This is a genomic window from Tenacibaculum sp. SDUM215027, from assembly GCF_050566205.1.
Lineage (GTDB): Bacteria > Bacteroidota > Bacteroidia > Flavobacteriales > Flavobacteriaceae > Polaribacter.
The window spans coordinates 109,989-127,732 of the sequence record NZ_JBNXUE010000005.1; the positions used below are offsets into that span (position 1 = coordinate 109,989).

General features: G+C 31.3%; 17 protein-coding genes. 12 read left to right on the forward strand and 5 right to left on the reverse strand.

Annotated elements, in window-relative coordinates; all coding sequences use genetic code 11:
• Positions 1-62 precede the first annotated feature (62 nt).
• Positions 63-218, reverse strand: coding sequence for a YqaE/Pmp3 family membrane protein (locus tag ACQYZ7_RS12140; protein ID WP_073184478.1), 156 nt, complete (start codon positions 216-218; stop codon positions 63-65).
• A 259-nt stretch (positions 219-477) separates the two neighbouring features.
• Here ACQYZ7_RS12140 and ACQYZ7_RS12145 point away from each other — a divergent pair, with 259 nt between their 5' ends.
• The gene (locus ACQYZ7_RS12145) at positions 478-1,383 is read left to right on the forward strand and encodes a hypothetical protein (protein ID WP_430730004.1); all 906 of its coding nucleotides are present in this window, start codon (positions 478-480) and stop codon (positions 1,381-1,383) included.
• Between the two features lie 156 nt (positions 1,384-1,539).
• On the opposite strand, the gene ACQYZ7_RS12150 is transcribed toward ACQYZ7_RS12145, so the two are convergent.
• The 4 genes from ACQYZ7_RS12150 to ACQYZ7_RS12165 all read right to left on the reverse strand — a co-directional run bounded on the left by ACQYZ7_RS12150 (position 1,540) and on the right by ACQYZ7_RS12165 (position 6,211).
• Positions 1,540-4,038 carry a M14 family metallopeptidase gene (locus ACQYZ7_RS12150; RefSeq protein ID WP_430730005.1) on the reverse strand — a complete coding sequence of 833 codons (2,499 nt, stop codon included), beginning with the start codon at positions 4,036-4,038 and terminating at the stop codon, positions 1,540-1,542.
• A gap of 115 nt (positions 4,039-4,153) precedes the next feature.
• Positions 4,154-4,774: a thioredoxin family protein gene (locus ACQYZ7_RS12155; protein WP_430730006.1), complete on the reverse strand. Its 621-nt coding sequence runs from the start codon at positions 4,772-4,774 to the stop codon at positions 4,154-4,156.
• 6 nt (positions 4,775-4,780) lie between these two features.
• Entirely contained in the window at positions 4,781-5,293 is a 513-nt protein-coding gene (locus ACQYZ7_RS12160; protein WP_430730007.1) for a TlpA disulfide reductase family protein, read from the reverse strand.
• Positions 5,294-5,422: 129 nt separating this feature from the next.
• The gene (locus tag ACQYZ7_RS12165) at positions 5,423-6,211 is read right to left on the reverse strand and encodes a S1/P1 nuclease (RefSeq protein WP_430730008.1); all 789 of its coding nucleotides are present in this window, start codon (positions 6,209-6,211) and stop codon (positions 5,423-5,425) included.
• 122 nt (positions 6,212-6,333) lie between these two features.
• On the opposite strand from ACQYZ7_RS12165, the gene ACQYZ7_RS12170 reads away from it, so the two are divergent.
• The 11 genes from ACQYZ7_RS12170 (at position 6,334) to ACQYZ7_RS12220 (ending at position 17,731) form a co-directional block, all read left to right on the forward strand.
• Entirely contained in the window at positions 6,334-7,194 is an 861-nt protein-coding gene (locus tag ACQYZ7_RS12170) for an SPFH domain-containing protein (RefSeq protein WP_430730009.1), read from the forward strand.
• A 3-nt stretch (positions 7,195-7,197) separates the two neighbouring features.
• Positions 7,198-7,365: a hypothetical protein gene (locus ACQYZ7_RS12175; RefSeq protein WP_430730010.1), complete on the forward strand. Its 168-nt coding sequence runs from the start codon at positions 7,198-7,200 to the stop codon at positions 7,363-7,365.
• 1 nt (position 7,366) lies between these two features.
• On the forward strand, positions 7,367-7,534 hold the full coding sequence (locus ACQYZ7_RS12180) for a DUF4177 domain-containing protein (RefSeq protein ID WP_115900479.1): 168 nt from the start codon (positions 7,367-7,369) through the stop codon (positions 7,532-7,534).
• 1 nt (position 7,535) lies between these two features.
• Complete coding sequence (locus tag ACQYZ7_RS12185; protein WP_430730011.1) at positions 7,536-8,036, forward strand: hypothetical protein; 501 nt, start codon at positions 7,536-7,538, stop codon at positions 8,034-8,036.
• 139 nt (positions 8,037-8,175) lie between these two features.
• On the forward strand, positions 8,176-8,340 hold the full coding sequence (locus tag ACQYZ7_RS12190) for an Arc family DNA-binding protein (RefSeq protein ID WP_408028052.1): 165 nt from the start codon (positions 8,176-8,178) through the stop codon (positions 8,338-8,340).
• Positions 8,341-8,439: 99 nt separating this feature from the next.
• The gene (locus ACQYZ7_RS12195) at positions 8,440-11,634 is read left to right on the forward strand and encodes a WD40/YVTN/BNR-like repeat-containing protein (protein ID WP_430730012.1); all 3,195 of its coding nucleotides are present in this window, start codon (positions 8,440-8,442) and stop codon (positions 11,632-11,634) included.
• A 44-nt stretch (positions 11,635-11,678) separates the two neighbouring features.
• A complete protein-coding gene (locus ACQYZ7_RS12200) occupies positions 11,679-13,598 on the forward strand; it encodes an alpha/beta fold hydrolase (RefSeq protein WP_430730013.1) in 1,920 nt (639 codons plus the stop codon).
• 140 nt (positions 13,599-13,738) lie between these two features.
• On the forward strand, positions 13,739-14,404 hold the full coding sequence (locus tag ACQYZ7_RS12205) for a DUF2490 domain-containing protein (RefSeq protein WP_430730014.1): 666 nt from the start codon (positions 13,739-13,741) through the stop codon (positions 14,402-14,404).
• A 42-nt stretch (positions 14,405-14,446) separates the two neighbouring features.
• Positions 14,447-15,754 (forward strand): DUF819 domain-containing protein, encoded by a 1,308-nt coding sequence (locus ACQYZ7_RS12210; RefSeq protein WP_430730015.1) that lies wholly within the window; start codon positions 14,447-14,449, stop codon positions 15,752-15,754.
• Between the two features lie 40 nt (positions 15,755-15,794).
• On the forward strand, positions 15,795-16,499 hold the full coding sequence (locus tag ACQYZ7_RS12215; RefSeq protein ID WP_430730016.1) for a DUF4369 domain-containing protein: 705 nt from the start codon (positions 15,795-15,797) through the stop codon (positions 16,497-16,499).
• 86 nt (positions 16,500-16,585) lie between these two features.
• Positions 16,586-17,731 carry a DUF664 domain-containing protein gene (locus ACQYZ7_RS12220; protein ID WP_430730017.1) on the forward strand — a complete coding sequence of 382 codons (1,146 nt, stop codon included), beginning with the start codon at positions 16,586-16,588 and terminating at the stop codon, positions 17,729-17,731.
• Positions 17,732-17,744 lie beyond the last annotated feature (13 nt).

The window sequence follows — 17,744 nt, forward strand, 5'->3', positions numbered from 1 at the left end:
ATCAAATTGGAGTTTTTTTATTGATACATTTTCAAATTACCAAATTGCTACATTACACAAAACTAATTTGGGTTATTTAATATAATTAGTGCTGCAATAACTCCTGGAACCCATCCGCAAAGTGTTAATAAAAACACTATAATAATAGATCCACAACCTTTACCTATAACTGCTAACGGTGGAAAAAAAATTGCTAATAAAACTCTTAATAAACTCATAGTACTTTTTTAGTTAGTATACTTAAAAGACGAGTTAATTAGAATTTTGTTACAATTATTTTAATAACATTATAAGTTTATTTAAACTAAAAATATATTCTACTTATGCAGGCAAACTGTTTTAAAAGAAAATTATTTGTTGTGATATAGAAATGTCAATATATTTGAGAACTATTTAAATTCAAAAAAATTGACATTTTCGAAAAAGAATATTTTGTACCTATTGAGGATGTTTTGTAGATACTACATTGCCCTTCAAATGTTTTCTTATGCATTTGCTAAAATCCTTAAAACACAATTTAATTTAGGTTTTTCTTCAACCATTGATGAGAATGTAAATAGCTTTAATGGTTTGATGCTTACTTGGCATTATTATGGTTATTCCAGAACTTATGGATTAGTCATCGCAGGCGCTCAAATAGCATCAGCTTTACTCTTATTATTTAGAAAAACTGAACGTATTGGAGTCATACTTTTTCTAAGTTTTATGGTGAATATCTTATTAATAAATTATTTTTATGAAATTGATGGTGCAAAACCTATGTCAATTCGATTGACAATAATGGGGTTCTTCCTTTTACTTTCAGATTGGAAAGCTTTAACAAACTATTTTTTAAAATCTACTTCAAAAGAATCTTTTATTCCTGAATTAATACCCGCTAAAATGAAAGTTCTTTATTGGTTAAAGTTTATAATCATTCCTTCTATGATACTATACGGGTATATACACATCAATAACCTTAGAGAAGAATATATGGTTAAAAACGAGCTTTTTGGAGTATGGGAAATTACACCAAGAAACGCTAAAACCAAAATTGACAAACTTTATATTGAATTTAACAATAGTATAAAGGTTAGGGATACATCTGATAATTTCTATTATGGAAAAATAGAGCTCGATGATAAAAACAAAAAATTAAAGTTTAAAGTAAAACATTACTCTGATAGAGCCTATAACTTTATTCAAGATAGTTTAAAAAAATTGACTATTAAAGAAGAAAACCTTAAAGAAACTAAGAGTACTATTCGAGAATATTATAACTCCAGAAAAAACACGTTACCCATAGAACTGAGTTTTAACTATGAATTAAAAAATGATTCATTGATTTTAATTGGAAAAAGAAAAAACACTTATTTAAATATTACTCACAAATATAAAAACTAGTACAATACTAATAAAATAATAGCTGCTTAATCTTTTTTATATAAAATTAAGCAGCTAATACACTACTGATTTATTTTCAATAAACTAATAATTTTAAAGTCGTTATTTATAATTGTACTATTAATCTCCATCAAACCTACACAAAAACACAAACCACTACATCAACTTTCCAAAGAAAATAGCGTTCATCAATAATTTGTTAGTTCCGAACCAGAAACCTCTAAAATTGGTATTATCTGTAAAAACGATTACTCTTCCACTACCTAAGCGTCCTACTTTAAACGGAACGGTGTTTTTCAACTCTTTTAAGTTCTCTTTTGAAATATAACCACTAAATAAAGGATTGTTGGTATACTGAATTGGATTGTTATAACTCTTTGCATCAGGTTGAATAAACTGTTTTGTATTTCTAAATAATGCTATTTTTTCATTCTTATACCCAAAATTGATTGGATGTGAACGATCAATCTTTGCTTCAAAAATTGCTCCTCCAATTACCTGTGCTCCTGATTGTAATGAACGATTTTCAAACGATACATTATTAACAGAATCTATCTTAGTTTTATTAAACTTCACATCAATAAATCCTTTGTTTGATAACCAGTTTACTGTGTTTCTATATCCGATTAGCACTCCTCCATTACGAACCCATACTTTTAGTTTCTCTACTAAGTTCTTATCAATAGAGCGACTATTTGGAACAATAATCGTCGTATATTTATCAAGGTTTACTCTTGTAGCGTACTGTGTATCTAACTTTGTTATTTTCATATCGTAACGTTGGTCTAACAAATGCCAAATTTCTCCTGCATCGTAACTTGTAACTCCATTACCTACCAACATCGCCACTTTTTGCCTTTTTACAGCCTCAAAATTTCTACTTCCTAAATCAATTCCTTCATTCAACCCTGTAGATACTCCTTTGATTTCAATATGATTCTCATTGGCTACTTTACCTAAAAAATTAAATAATTCACTTTCGTTTAATTCTTGATTTTGAGCTGGTATAAAAATAGTTCCGTAGTCGTACGAATTACCGTCATTCACAAAATTCTTCATGGCTACTTTCGCTCGCAACCCTTTTTCTAAAATCGCATTTAACGCTTTAGGAGTGTTATATTCATTCCAAGGAAATAAATACCCCACACTACTTTTTTGTTGAATAGTTCCTTGTTTTGGAAGTAATTTAGTAACCTCAGTGCCTGCTTTTGATAACGACACATTATCAGCAAAATCAACTCCAAACGCATGATTAAACGTCCAAGCTGACACATCATAAAACAAGCTATCTTTAAATGTAGTTCGTACATCAAACATTGCTTTTACCAATCGGTGATTTTTTTGATTCATTGGCACGACATAGCTATACCCTTTTTTGAAGCGTTTTCCATTCGATGTAAAATCTTCTTTTAATTCATGGAGTTTTATTTGATGACGTTGTAAAACCTCAGCTAAATAATTTGTCTTTGCAGCATCTTTTTCATCACCAAACACTATTGCTTTTTTCGTTTCTGAGCTTCTTGAATTTTTATAAAAACCTTGTTGATACTGTAAGATTTTAGTTCGCATATTTTTAGCAGCTTCTAGTGTTGACAATGCTGCTGTAAACTGATTTCGAATTGTAAACGGAAAGGTTAATATTCCATTTTCACTTTCTTGTGCATGCCCGCGAGAACTTCCTTGTTCAAACAAAATTCCGATTCCTCCATTAATATCTGGGAAAGTTGATCCTTTTCCGTAGTAAAAATCATCAAAACTCTCCTCTGAATAATACGTTGAGCCTATTTTATCGAATGCTTTTGCATGATACGTAGCAATTTCTTTAGTTAACTCCTGATTCATTTTTGGAGTTAACGGATTGGTTCTACTAGGAATTCCTGGTTGAAAAAAGAAGGTTGAATTCGTTCCCATTTCATGATGATCGGTCAAAATATTAGGCAACCATTTATGAAAAGTTTTAATTCTCGCTCTACTCTCAGGTAGTTGAACTGGCAACCAATCGCGATTCATATCAAACCAATAGTGATTAGTTCTTCCCCCTGGCCAAACTTCGTGATATTCTCTATCATTCGGATCTGGATTAATATTATTTGCCTTATTCGTATTAGTCCAATAAGCAAAACGTTGTAAGCCATCAGGATTCATTGCTGGATCAAAAAGAATAACTGAATTATTTAGTAGCTCCTCTATTTTCTGTCCTTCTGCTGCTGCTAAATAATAGGCTGCTGCCAACGCTGCATTTGAACCACTTGCTTCGTTTCCATGAATAGAAAAACCTTGATACACCACAATTGGGCTATTAGAAACATCAACAGAAGCATTGTTCGTTGCTTTTATATGATTTTCTCGTATTGCTTCTAAATTTTGATGGTTTTTAGAGGAAGTAATTGTTAGCAACACTAAAGGTCTTCCTTCATAAGTTGTTCCTCTATTTTCAAGCACCACTCTATCAGAAGCTTTAGCTAGTGCCTTCATATATTCTACCAACTTATCATGTGTTACATGCCACTCTCCTACTTCATGTCCTAAAACAGATTTTGGAGTCGGAATATTTTGGTTATAAGAAACGTCTTTTGGTAAATAATAACTCAAATCGATAGTTTGAGCCGTTAATGTTGCACTGATAAATAATAGTGATAGTAGTAATTTCTTCATTATTTTCTTGGTTTCATTTTGCTATTGATTATAAAATTAGGCAATAAATAGTATTAATAAATAAAATCCCGCATAAACCGCGGGATTTATCATGCTTTTTAATCTTTATATTCAATTACCAGTTTCTTTTATCTTTAATAGAACAACCTATTGCTCTAGTATCGGTTTTCGTTGGTTTTTCTCCTTTTAACAAAGCCTCAACAACATTCTCAACAAAACATTCTTTTACATTTTGTTCATTACGTGAACTATCATCTACAGCTCCAATGTACTCAACAATTAACTTGTCATTCTTTTTATTTAAAACATACACATGAGGAGTTTTAGTTGCTCCATATTTTGGATATACTTTTTGTCCTTCATCAAACAAATAAGGGAATGTAAATCCTTTTTCTTTTGCACGTACTTTCATTGCTTCAAAACTATCTCCTTTCGATACTTCTGGGTCATTCGGGTTAATGGCTATGACTGGGAACCCTTTCTTTTTATATTTTTTATCTAAAGCTATTAATCTATCTTCATTAGCTACAGAATATGGACACATATTGCATGTAAACACTACGATGAACCCTTTTGCTTCTTTATAATCTGACAAAGAAACCATGGTATCATCAATATTTTTTAATGTAAAATCTGAAGCTTCATCTCCTACTTTATAGCCTCTAGAATTATCACCAGTAAATGCTGAAATTGTTGCAACTACCAATAACATTAATATTATTTTAAATGTCTTCATAATTATTTAGTTTAAAAAAGTTTGTAATTCGTTTTGTAACTCTTCATAGCTAAAAGTTCGTTCATAAAATTTTCTCTTTTGCTTATTGTAAATTAAGGTTGCTGGTATGGCTCCAGACCAACTATCAGCAATATCTCTAATCCAAAATTGCTCATTTGAATCTTCAAAATGAAGTATTTTAGATTGTAGCCTTTTCTTCTGTATAAATGGAATCAGATTCGTTTCTATTTGCTTAGAAAAATCTAAACTTACCAAAACAACTTCAACATTTTTATTTTTATATTCCTTATAAAGCTTTTCAAAAGCTGGTAATTCTTTTACACAAGGCATACACCATGTAGCCCAAAAGTTAACTACATAAGTTTTATCATTATTTTTATGTAAAAAAGGTTTTAACTCTTCGTAATTTAACGTAGTTATTTTACTGTTTTTGGTTGTATTCTTAACCTGAGCTTTAGCTATTGTTCCACTAAAAAGAGTAATTACTATAATTATGAGTAAGAATTTACTTCTAAACATTTTTAAAACGATTTCTCTCAAAATTAACTGATTATCGTATTAAAAAAATAGAATTAACTAAATATTAACAAGAAAAAAGCTCGGAAAATGTATTTCCGAGCTTTTTCTTATTATCATTTATTTGTTGTACTAACTAAAAATTTCATTCAGTAATTTAGCCAAACGTAAACCTCCTTTTTGTAACTGTTCTCTAACTACAGGAAAATATACATACGAGTAACGATAGCGTAAATTTTCCCCTACCTCAGCTGACTTATATACTTCTTTAGTAATCTTGTGTGTATCATGTAACCAATCAACCACAGTTCCTTTTTGAATTAGTTTAACTTGTTCTTTAGACAAGTCTCTTGCATTATCAGCTAATTCAACATAACTCATATCCCACTTATTAATTAAATCCTCATCCCATACTCTATGTAAGTTAGAGCCTTTTCCATGCCACTGAACCTGAATTTTATTACCTCCTAAATCTTCTTTCTGTCCTACATGCATTGGTTGATGTAAATCACCTACTAAGTGTACTAACATCTTTAAGTAAAAACGCTTATCTTCTGCTGAACTATTTTCATCCTTTAACACTTTTACACATTGCTCAATGCCAGTAATCATATCTCCTTTCGGATTTTTATCTGTTTCTTCGTAACGAGCATCTAATGGCATATTTACATAGTGCCAAGTATAAAACTTACCATATTTCTTTCTATCAGACTTTATTTCATCTGCATAAGTAGATACAAACGCTAAGCTCTCACCTTGTAGTAATTTTTCAATTTTCTTTCTAGCTTTTTTAGTCAAATGTTTTTCTGCAATTTTTCCAGTAGCTCTATGACCTGTTGGTCCCCAAACATCTTCGTTGTTAGCTATTGACGAAATACTCACTAACAATGCAGCTAGTACTATTAAAAATTTTGTCTTCATGAATGGTTTAAATTATAATCGGAAGCTAAATTATAAAATATAATCATCAAAAATTTGGATTTAACAAAATTTAATTTATATCTTTATGATATCATTTTAATATCACTTTAAATAAAACAAACATGAAAGCAGAAAAAATCATCAAACCAGCAAATGGGTATGTAATGTTTTTTATCGTACTTATTCTTTTTATTGGCGGAATCGCTTTAACAGTAAAAAACGAAAACCCAATATTTATATTAATTTCAGTATTAGCATTTATTTTGGCATTAGGTTTCATTTTAGTGAACCCTAATTCTTCAAAAGTTCTATTATTCTTCGGTAAATATGTAGGTACTGTAAAACAAAATGGTTTATACTGGGCTAATCCATTATACAAAAAGAAAACTGTTTCATTAAGGGCTAGTAATTTTGATAGTGAGCGTTTAAAGGTTAACGATAAACTAGGAAACCCAGTAATGATAAGTACCATTTTAGTTTGGAGAGTTACCGAAACCTATAAGGCTGCTTTTGATGTTGATAATTATGAGAATTTTGTTCGTGTACAAACAGATGCTGCTGTACGAAAACTAGCTAGTATGTATCCGTATGACAATTTTGCTGATGAGGGACACGAAGAAGATATTACATTACGCTCTAGTGTAAACGAAGTAAGTGAAGCTTTAGAAAAAGAGTTAGAAGAACGATTAGCTATTGCAGGTATTGAGGTTTTAGAAGCACGAATTGGTTATTTAGCCTATGCACAAGAAATAGCAAGTGCAATGTTAAAACGCCAACAAGCTACAGCCATCGTTGCAGCTCGACATAAAATTGTGCAAGGTGCTGTTGATATGGTTGACATGGCTTTAGAAGAACTAAGCAAAAAAGAAATTGTTGATTTAGATGAAGAACGTAAAGCTGCGATGGTTAGCAATTTATTGGTTATTTTATGTGGAGATAAAGAAGCTTCTCCAGTAGTAAATGCAGGAACCTTAAATCATTAGAGTATGAAAAAAAAGAATAAAGAAAATAAAATTATTTTAGGAACTACTGTAGGTATAGCTATAGGTACAGCATTAGGAGTTGCTTTAAACAATATTGCTATTGGAATTTCAACAGGAATAGCGATTGGAGCAGCTATTGGGTTGACTATGAATACTAATAAAGGCAAATAAAATGAAAGAATACAAGATTATACATCGAAAATTTAGTTGGTCTAACGGAAGACAAAAATTTGAAGATGAAATTAATAATTATGCTAAACAAGGTTGGCGAGTTACCAGTACTTATCAAGTAAGTGATGGTAATATTGAAGTTATTTTAGAAAGAGATAAAAACCGATAGAATGAAAATTTTTAAAGAAGAACAACAGTTTACACAATCATGGTTAATTATTCTTATAACAATAAGTATAATTCTTCCTATAACTCTTATTATAAAAGAGTACATGAAAGAAAGTTCAACTATGAGCTCAACCGAGTTTATATTAACGTTACTTGGTATCACCTTATCTATTACGTTTATATTCTTCTTTAAATTAACAACTAGAATAGATGAAATTGGAATTCATTACCAGTTTTTCCCATTTCATCTTTCAATGAGAAAAATTACTTGGACAGAAATTAATAAAATACATGTTAGAAAATACGAGCCAATTAGTGAATATGGCGGCTGGGGATTAAAAGGTGGTTTTTTTTGGAACAAAGGAAAAGGAACAGCTATTAATATTTCTGGAAACATTGGCATTCAAATAGAATTGAAAAACAACAAAAAACTATTGATAGGAACTAAAAAAAAACGAGAAGCTAAACATGTATTAGAAAACTATCAATACAAAATCAACTAACGATGATAAAAGTAATAACTATTACCATAGTATATATTTTAACCTTTATAATCTCTTTACTATAAATTAAAAAGAAATTTGAAATTGTATTTTTGCAACCATTTTTTGCGTTTCAAAAAAACACTATTAAAAACACAACATGGCAAAGAAGAAAGCTTTTGCACTCCGCATTAATGAAGAAATGTTAAAAGCCATTGAAAAATGGGCTTCTGATGAATTTCGATCTACCAATGGGCAGATTGAATGGATGCTTATGCAAGCACTTAAAGAAGCCAAAAGAGAACCAAAAAAGAAAGAAGAATAACAACAAATCTTAAGAACTTGTTAAAAAAAACGTCCAATTTTATTGGGCGTTTTCTATTTTGTACATTGTACAAACTTAAATTACAAGCAACTAACCATTATGAAAAACCTTTTTTATCTACTGTTTATAACCTTCTCTTGCACTGTTTTTTCTCAAGAATTCTCAATGGACTTAGTCAAAAAAATGAAGCCAAGAAATATTGGTCCTGGCGGAATGAGCGGACGTGTAACAGCCATTGATGTTGTAGAATCTAACCCTGATATTATGTTTGTTGGTACAGCTTCTGGAGGTATTTGGAAATCTACTTCAGGAGGTATTAAATGGGAACCCATTTTTGATAAAGAAGTAACTGCTTCTATTGGTGCTTTAGCCATACAACAATCCAATCCTAGTGTAATTTGGGCAGGAACTGGTGAAGGAAACCCTCGTAATAGTTTAAATGGTGGTTACGGAATTTTCAAGTCTCTTGATGGTGGTAGATCATGGAAATCAATGGGATTAGAAAAAACACGTCACATACATCGTGTAGTTATACACCCAAACAATCCAGATGTTGTTTACGTAGGCGCTATCGGATCTCCTTGGGGAGAACATAAAGAACGTGGTGTATATAAAACTACCGACGGTGGTAAAACCTGGAAACAAATTTTATTCAATAATAACAAAACTGGGGCTGCTGATTTAATTATGGATCCATCCAATCCTAATAAACTAATAGCAACTATGTGGGAACACAAACGAGATCCTTGGTTTTTTAAATCTGGAGGTGAAGGAAGTGGTTTATACATTACCCATGACGGTGGCGATAACTGGAAAAAAAATACCGAAAAAGAAGGCTTCCCTAAAGGTGAACTAGGTAGAATTGGCGTAGCAATCGCTCCTTCGAACCCAAATACTGTGTATGCTCTTGTTGAAGCAAAGAAAAATGCTTTATATAAAAGTGAAGATGGTGGTTTTTCTTGGAAAAAGGTTAATGATAAAAAAGGTATTGGAAATAGACCTTTTTACTATTCAGAAATTTATGTAGATCCTCAAAACGAACATAAGTTATATACTGTTTTTACGTACGTAAATGTTTCTATTGATGGTGGAAAGAACTTTAAACAACTCATGCCTGCATATGGAGTTGATAATGGTATTCACCCAGACCATCATGCTTGGTGGATTCACTCAAAAAATGGAAAATTTATGATTGATGGAAATGATGGAGGAATGAATGTTACCAAAGACGGTGGTAAAACTTGGCGTTTTATTGGTAATTTACCTGTAGCTCAATTTTATCATATTAATGTAGATAATGAGTTTCCATATAATGTGTATGGCGGTATGCAAGATAATGGTTCTTGGAGAGGACCAGCTTATGTATGGAAAGCACAAGGAATACGAAATTCTTATTGGCAAGAGATTAGCTTTGGAGATGGTTTTGATGTTATTCCTGATAAAGACGATTCGCGTTATGGCTGGTCTATGAGTCAACAAGGATATGTATCACGTTACGATTACAAAACAGGTAATAATTATACCGTTCGTCCAACACATCCTGATGCCGATGTAAAACTACGCTTCAATTGGAATGCTGCTATCAATATTGATCCTTTTGATAACTCCACACTATATTTTGGAAGTCAGTTTGTACACAAATCAACCGATAAAGGGTTAACATGGAAGGTAATTTCTCCAGACTTAACTACAAATGATAAAAGTAAACTCAAACAATCTGAAAGTGGTGGGTTAACCATGGATGCTACTGGTGCAGAAAACCACTGTACTGTTTTAGTAATTGAACCATCTCCTATTGAAAAAGATATGTTGTGGGCTGCTACTGATGATGGACAAGTACATATTACTAAAAATGGAGGTACAACTTGGACAAATGTTGCCAAAAACCTAAAAGGATTACCAGAAAACAGTTGGATTACGCAAATAAAAGCATCTAACAAAAATAAAGGAGAAGCTTTACTAGTTGCTAACGATTATCGTCGTTTTAACTATAAACCTTATGCTTACAGAACTAAAGATTATGGAACAACTTGGGAACGTATTGTTGATGAAAATGATGTAAAAAGCTTTACACAATGTATTATTGAAGACCCAATTGAGCCAAATTTATTGTTCTTAGGAACTGATGATGGCTTGTATATTTCTATCAATGCTGGAAAAAAATGGACGAAATGGACGGAAGGCTTCCCCACTGTTCCTGTAAAAGATTTGATAATTCATCCAAGAGAACACGATTTAGTTATTGGTACTTTTGGTAGAGCAGCTTGGGTGTTGGATGATATTCGTCCGCTAAGAGCAGTAGCTAAAGACAACAATATTCTTACCAAAAACATTGAGTTATTTACTCCACCAACAGCCTATCAAGCAGCCTATCAACAACCCACTGGTAGCCGATTTGGTGCTGATGCTATGTTTAATGGAACTAACAGAGGTCGTGGTGCTTTGGTTAAGTTTTATGTGAATAAACCAAAATCAACAAAAAAACCTGATGAAAAAGATAAGAAACCACTAAAAAAAGAGGATGAGAATAAAGTAAAATGGGATTCTATCAAGTTTGAAGTTTTTGATGGTAACAGACTTATTCGAACTATTAAAAGAAAAACTCCTAAAGAAAACGGAATTCACAAAGGTGTTTGGTTTATGAGTGAAAAAGGTGTTACTCGACCTTCAAGAACAATCAGAAAACAAAAAAGAGAACCTAGGGGTGTACAAGTAAAACCTGGTACTTACAGAATAAAAGCTACGTTTGGTAACCAAACATCAGAAAAAAATATTACTGTAAAATTTGATCCTAGACTTCGTATTTCTCAAAACGCAATCGATCAAAAATATGCAACAGCTAAAGACTTAGAGGCTCAACAAAAAATTATAGCTGATGCCGTAAAACAGTTAGTTGAAAGTAAAAATATTGCAAACAATTTCAATCAAAAACTATCTAAAAAAGACAAAAAACTTTACAAAGAATCAATTAAAAACTCTAAAGATATTGTTAAGAAAATAGATACACTTTTAGCTGTTTATTTAGGTAAGGTAGACAAAAGACAGGGTATTACACGAAACCCAGAAATGAATGTTACGCAACGTTTAGGAATAGCTAGCAGATACGTTAATAGTAGATTTGGAGAACAAACTTCTACAGAAAAACAATTAATTATTCAATTTAAAGAAGCACTAAAACCAGCACTAGAAAAAACCAATGCTTTCTTTAATAAAAATTGGAAAGAATATAAGATTGAAGTTGAAAAAATAGACTTGTCTCCTTTTAAAGAAACCAAGCAATTTAGTTTAGAATAAAAAAGCTTACTAAAAACAAAAATTAATAACCCAAACATACACTTATGAAAAAACATTTCTTACTACTTGCTATTGCCCTTTCGGTAGTTGCCTGTAAAATGGATAAAAAAGATTCTGACAAAGCCATTGTAACACTCAAAAAATACTCTATTGAGCAAATGATGGATAACGAAAATGTTTTTGGAGGAAGTTTTTCTCCTGATAACTCTAAATTACTAGTAACTAGTAATCGTTCAGGAATTTATAACATGTACACTGTTTCAACTTCTGGTGGTGAGTTAAAGCCTATTACAAAATCAGATAGCTCTTCAGTTTTTGCAACCTCTTATTTTCCAAAAGATGAAAGAATGCTGTTTAGAATGGATAATAATGGTGATGAAATTTACCACATCTTTTTAAGAGAACTTAATGGTTACATTAAAGATTTAACACCAACTAAAGGAGCTAGAGCTAGCTTTTTTGGATGGGCTAAAGATGAAAAAAGTTTCTTTTTTACTTCAAACAAAAGAGACAATCGCTTTATGGATCTCTACGAAATGGATCTTGAAACTTTTACTCCTAAAATGATTTATGAGAACAAAGAAGGTTATAACGTTTCGGCTATATCAAACAACAAAAATATATTAGCATTAAGTAAAACGGTTAATACTAACGATAGTGATTTATTTTTGTTTGATAGAACCACCAAAGTAATTACAAAAATTAACCTAAGATTAAGTGGTAATTCAGCAGCTGATTTTTCTATCGATGATACTGAGTTTTACTACACAACAGATGCGGAAGGTGAATTTGCTACCTTAATGAAATATACTATTAGTACCAATGAAACAGAAAAAGTATTAGCTAAAGACTGGGATATTTCTGGAAGTTACTTTACCAATAATGGTAGCTACAGAGTAACATATATTAATGAAGATGCTAAGAATGTAATTGAAGTTTATGATATTAAAGCTGGTAAAAACATAGAACTACCTAATGTTAATGGAAAAAGCATTACTAGTGTTGGTTTTTCTAGAGATGAAAACATAATGCGTTTTTATGCTGGTGGCTCTAACACTCCTTCTAACTTATATGTGTATGACTTAAAAACAAAAAAGCAAACACAACTAACTGACGTATTAAATAAAGAAATTAACCCCGAAGATTTAGTAAAAGCTAAAGTAATCCGTTACCCTTCTTTTGATGGAGTAACTATTCCTGCAATCTACTACTTACCACATCAAGCTTCAAAAGATACTAAAGTTCCTGCTTTAGTTTGGGTTCATGGAGGTCCTGGAGGGCAATCACGTCAAAATTTCAGTTCTAGAATTCAATATTTAGTAAACCACGGATACGCTGTTTTGGCTGTTAACAATCGTGGTAGTAGCGGATATGGTAAAACCTTTTTTACTATGGATGATTTAAATCACGGAGAAAAAGATTTACAAGATTGTGTAGAGGGTAAAAATTGGTTAGCAAAACAACCAGAAATAGACGCTGAAAAAATAGGAATCATAGGAGGTTCTTACGGTGGTTATATGACAATGGCTGCTTTAACATATACACCTGAAGAATTTGCTGTTGGAGTAAACATTTACGGAGTTACGAACTGGATGCGTACATTAAAAAGTATCCCTTCTTGGTGGGAGTCTTTTAGAGAAGCTTTATACAAAGAGTTAGGCGATCCACACTCTGCAGACTCGGTAAGATTGAAAAGAATTTCTCCTTTATTTCATACAGATAAAGTAACAAAACCTTTAATGGTGTTACAAGGAGCTAAAGACCCAAGAGTTTTACAAGTAGAGTCAGACGAAATTGTAGCTGGAGTTAAAAAAAATGGAGTTCCAGTAGAATATGTTCTTTTTGATGATGAAGGACATGGTTTTGTTAAAAAGGAAAATCAAATAGAAGCTAATAGTAGAATTTTACAATTTTTAGATACTTATCTAAAAAAAGAAGAGCCTATTAAAAATGATGAATTATAAACAAGTTGGCGCAATTTTAACATCCTAATTTTTCGTAAGAAAACTCTGGTTTTTATTTTTGCTTACATAACAATTAAATCTCCTACATATACCGGATATGTAGGGGATTTTTAATATAACAAACAACCACTTTAACAATTATGAAAAAGTTAACTTTATTAATTATCACTTTATTTTCATTAAACAATTTCGCTCAACAATCAGCAGCCCCAGACCCAACAAAAGAATTAGGTGTATGGTATATGTACAACGGATCTCATCAAATTTCTGATAAGTTTAGTTTAAAAAGCATGGCGCATTTCCGTTTTTTTGAAATTGGAGACGATATACAGCAATTCATCGGACGTTTAGGTGGTAATTATAAATTCAACAAAACTTTAAGCGCTACTGTAGGATACGCTTTCTTAAATACTGATAGAACTTTTGATATTGATGCAGGAGATTTTAACGAACATCGAATTTATGAAGACCTAAATGTAAAGCATAAAATAGCTAGCTTAAATTTAGCACATCGTTTTAGAGGAGAACAACGTTTTTTTGAATCAATAACTGGTAATTTTTTTCGATACCAATTGGCCTTAGGGTATCCTATCAATGAAAAATGGTCTACATATTTGTATAATGAAACTTTTTTAGACTTTAAGGGTGAAGCCTATAATCAAAACTGGTTTGGAGTTGGTTTTAAATACAAAGTATCTGATATAGTTAAGCTTCAAGCAGGGTATCAACTAATAAATCTAAATGAGGTTGGTAACTTTAATAGAATTCAATTAGGAGTTGCAATCAGCACAGACCATAGAAAATAGAACTAACTAATATTTCATACTTTAGCGACAAATTATTTTTAAATGGAAGCACCTCTTTTTACAAACGATGCAATCGTATTTGGTATTTTAATGATTTCGTTAGGTTTTGTATTTTATACAGAATCTAAAACTACAGGGTTTTGGCCTAAGTTTTACAAAATAGTCCCAGGATTATTTATGGCTTATTTTATCCCTGCAATATTCACAACACTTGGTATTATCTCCCCAGAATGGGAAACTACTAGTGCTGCTGGCGAAGTCGTAAAAAACAAATCACAACTATACTATGTTTCTAGTAGATTTTTATTGCCTGCTGCCTTAGTTTTAATGACTTTAAGTATCGATTTAAAAGCTATTTTTAACTTAGGTTCAAAAGCATTAATCATGTTTTTTACAGGTACTATAGGAATTGTAATTGGAGGGCCTATAGCTATTTTATTAATTTCTTCTGTTTCGCCAGAAACAGTTGGCGGTGCAGGTTTTGATGCTGTTTGGAGAGGACTTTCTACCTTAGCTGGTAGCTGGATTGGTGGTGGAGCTAACCAAACTGCCATGCTAGAAATTTACCAATACAATCCTGCTAAATATGGAGGAATGGTATTTGTTGATATTGTAGTGGCTAATATTTGGATGGCAATCATTTTAATTGGAATTGGTAAAAAAGATAAAATAGATAAATGGTTAAAAGCTGATACCTCAGCTATTGAAGATTTAAAACAAAGAGTTTCTAACTTTACTCAAAGTGTTAAAAGAAATCCAACTTTAACCGATTTTATAATTATGCTTGCTATTGCTTTTGGAACTGTTGGTTTTGGTCATTTTGCAGGAGCGTATTTAAGTGATGTTTTTGCTTCGTTTACAGCAAGTATGGAGTCTCAAACTATGAGAAACATTTTCTCTTTCTTGGGTTCTAACTTCTTCTGGTTAATTAGTATATCAACAATTGCTGCTGTTGTTTTATCTTTTACTAAAGCTAAAAACTACGAAGGTGCCGGTGCTAGTAAGATAGGAAGTATTTTCATTTATGTACTGGTAGCAACTATTGGTATGAAAATGGACTTAACGCTAATTTTTGATAACTTCAATTTAATTTTTATTGGTTTAGTATGGATGGCAATTCATGCTGGATTATTAATATTAGTAGCTAAATTAATTCGTGCTCCATATTTCTTCCTAGCTGTAGGAAGTCAAGCAAATGTAGGAGGAGCTGCTTCTGCTCCAATTGTAGCGCAAGCTTTTCACCCTTCTTTAGCAACCGTAGGTGTTTTATTAGCTGTTTTTGGATACGCTATCGGTACTGTAGGTGCAATCCTATGTACAATTTTAATGGAAATAGCCTCAAAAGTTTAGGAGAAATCTGCATATTTGCAACAGACAAATTTTGAATTCAATGAAGAAAATTATTGCTCTTTTCGCAATTGCACTTGTTGCTTTTGCTTGTTCCTCTAAAAAAGAGGGTAACATGATTGTTAAAGGTCAGATTAAAGGATTAAAAAAAGGTACTTTATATCTTCAAAAGATGAAGGATACATTATTGGTATCTGTTGATTCTATGGCGTTGTTAGGTGATGATAAATTTATACTAACAGATAATATTGAATCTCCTGTAATATATTACCTAACTTTTGATGGTAATACCACAGATAAACACATCATGTTTTTTGGTGAAGAAGGTGAAATTACTATAAACGATAAAATTGAAGAATTTGGTTTTAAGCCTGAAATTAAAGGTTCTAAAAACCAGGAGGTAATGGATGAGTACCGTAAAATAAACCAACGATTTATAGATCAACGTTTAGACTTTGTTAAAAAAGAAGTTGAAGCTCGTCAAGCTCAGGATGAAGTACAATTAGAGCAGGTAGAAGCTGATTACAAAAAAATGATCCGTCGTCGTTACTTATTCTCTACAAACTTTGCCATTGCAAACGCTGATAGTGAAGCTGCACCATATATTGCATTATCTGAATTATACGACGCTAACATTCAACTTTTAGATACTATTAATAACAGTTTAACAGATAAAGTTAAAAGCTCTGAATATGGTAAGCGTTTACAAAAATTTGTAGATGATATAAAAGCTAAAGAAGAAAAGTAAAATTTACTTTTCTCTTAAAATATAAAAAACCGTTGTTCTTTTCAACGGTTTTTTTATTTTATTACATTTGAAAAAAATTAAAATTTATGAAAAATAAAAAAAAGATTATTACTTTCTATTTACTGTTATTAGCACTATTTTCTTTTAGTCAACAAAAAACTATTTCGAGAGACTGGACTTCATTTACTCAAACCTTAAATATTAATTCTAAAAACAAAAAGAAGTTTAAAGTAATTGGTAGTATGAAGGTTAAAACTCTTGATAGAATGGCTTGGGGTGGTTTATGGGCTAGGGTTGACACCAAGGATGGTGAAGTTGGTTTTTTTGATAATATGAATAATAGAAGAGTGGTAAATAATCAATGGCAGAAATATACCATTGAAGGTTTTATAAACGAAAACTCGAAATCTTTAAATTTTGGCGGATTATGCTCTTATAATGGAGATTTTTATTTTGATGATATTAAACTTCTTATAGAAGATGAAAAAGGAAACTTCCAAGAGGTTAAATTTATTAACAATAACTTTGAAAAAACTATAACTAATAATAAAATAGTTGGTTGGAATGAATCAATAAATAAAAAAAACTCAGTAAGAGTTAAAGAATATTCTTTGGAATCTAGTAATGACAGCTTTTCTGGTAAAAAATCTCTACTAATAAAAGGTAGAGGTATTAAAGTCCCAGATCAAAAATGGGGTTACATAGGAAAAGAAGATGCGAAAAACCCTGAGATAGAAAGTATGATTTCTATGTTAGAAGATTTAAAAAGAAGAGTTGAAAGAACTGTAAAAAGTTTACCCCAAGAACACGTAGATCACTTACACGACCCTAAAGCCAATAGAATTGGTTCTTTAATCATGCACTTAGCTGCAGCTGAAGCTTATTATCAAAAATATACTTTTGGAAAATCTTTAATCGATAAAAAAAATAAAGAAGAATGGGATGCTGGAATGGATCTAGATAATAAAGGAAGAGATTTATTAAAAGGTAAACCTATTAGTTATTATTTAGACATTTACAATAACGTTAGAAATAAAACTATAGAAGAGTTAAGAAAAAGAAATGATAAATGGTTTAAAAGTACTAACGCAGGGAATAGTATTTCTAATCAATATGCCTGGTTCCATGTTATGGAACACCAATCGAGTCATTTAGGTCAAATATTATTTCTTAAAAAAAGGCTTCCTGAATTAAAGAAAGAAGTAAAAATTAAAGAAACTATTAAAAACTAATAAAAAAGCTCAT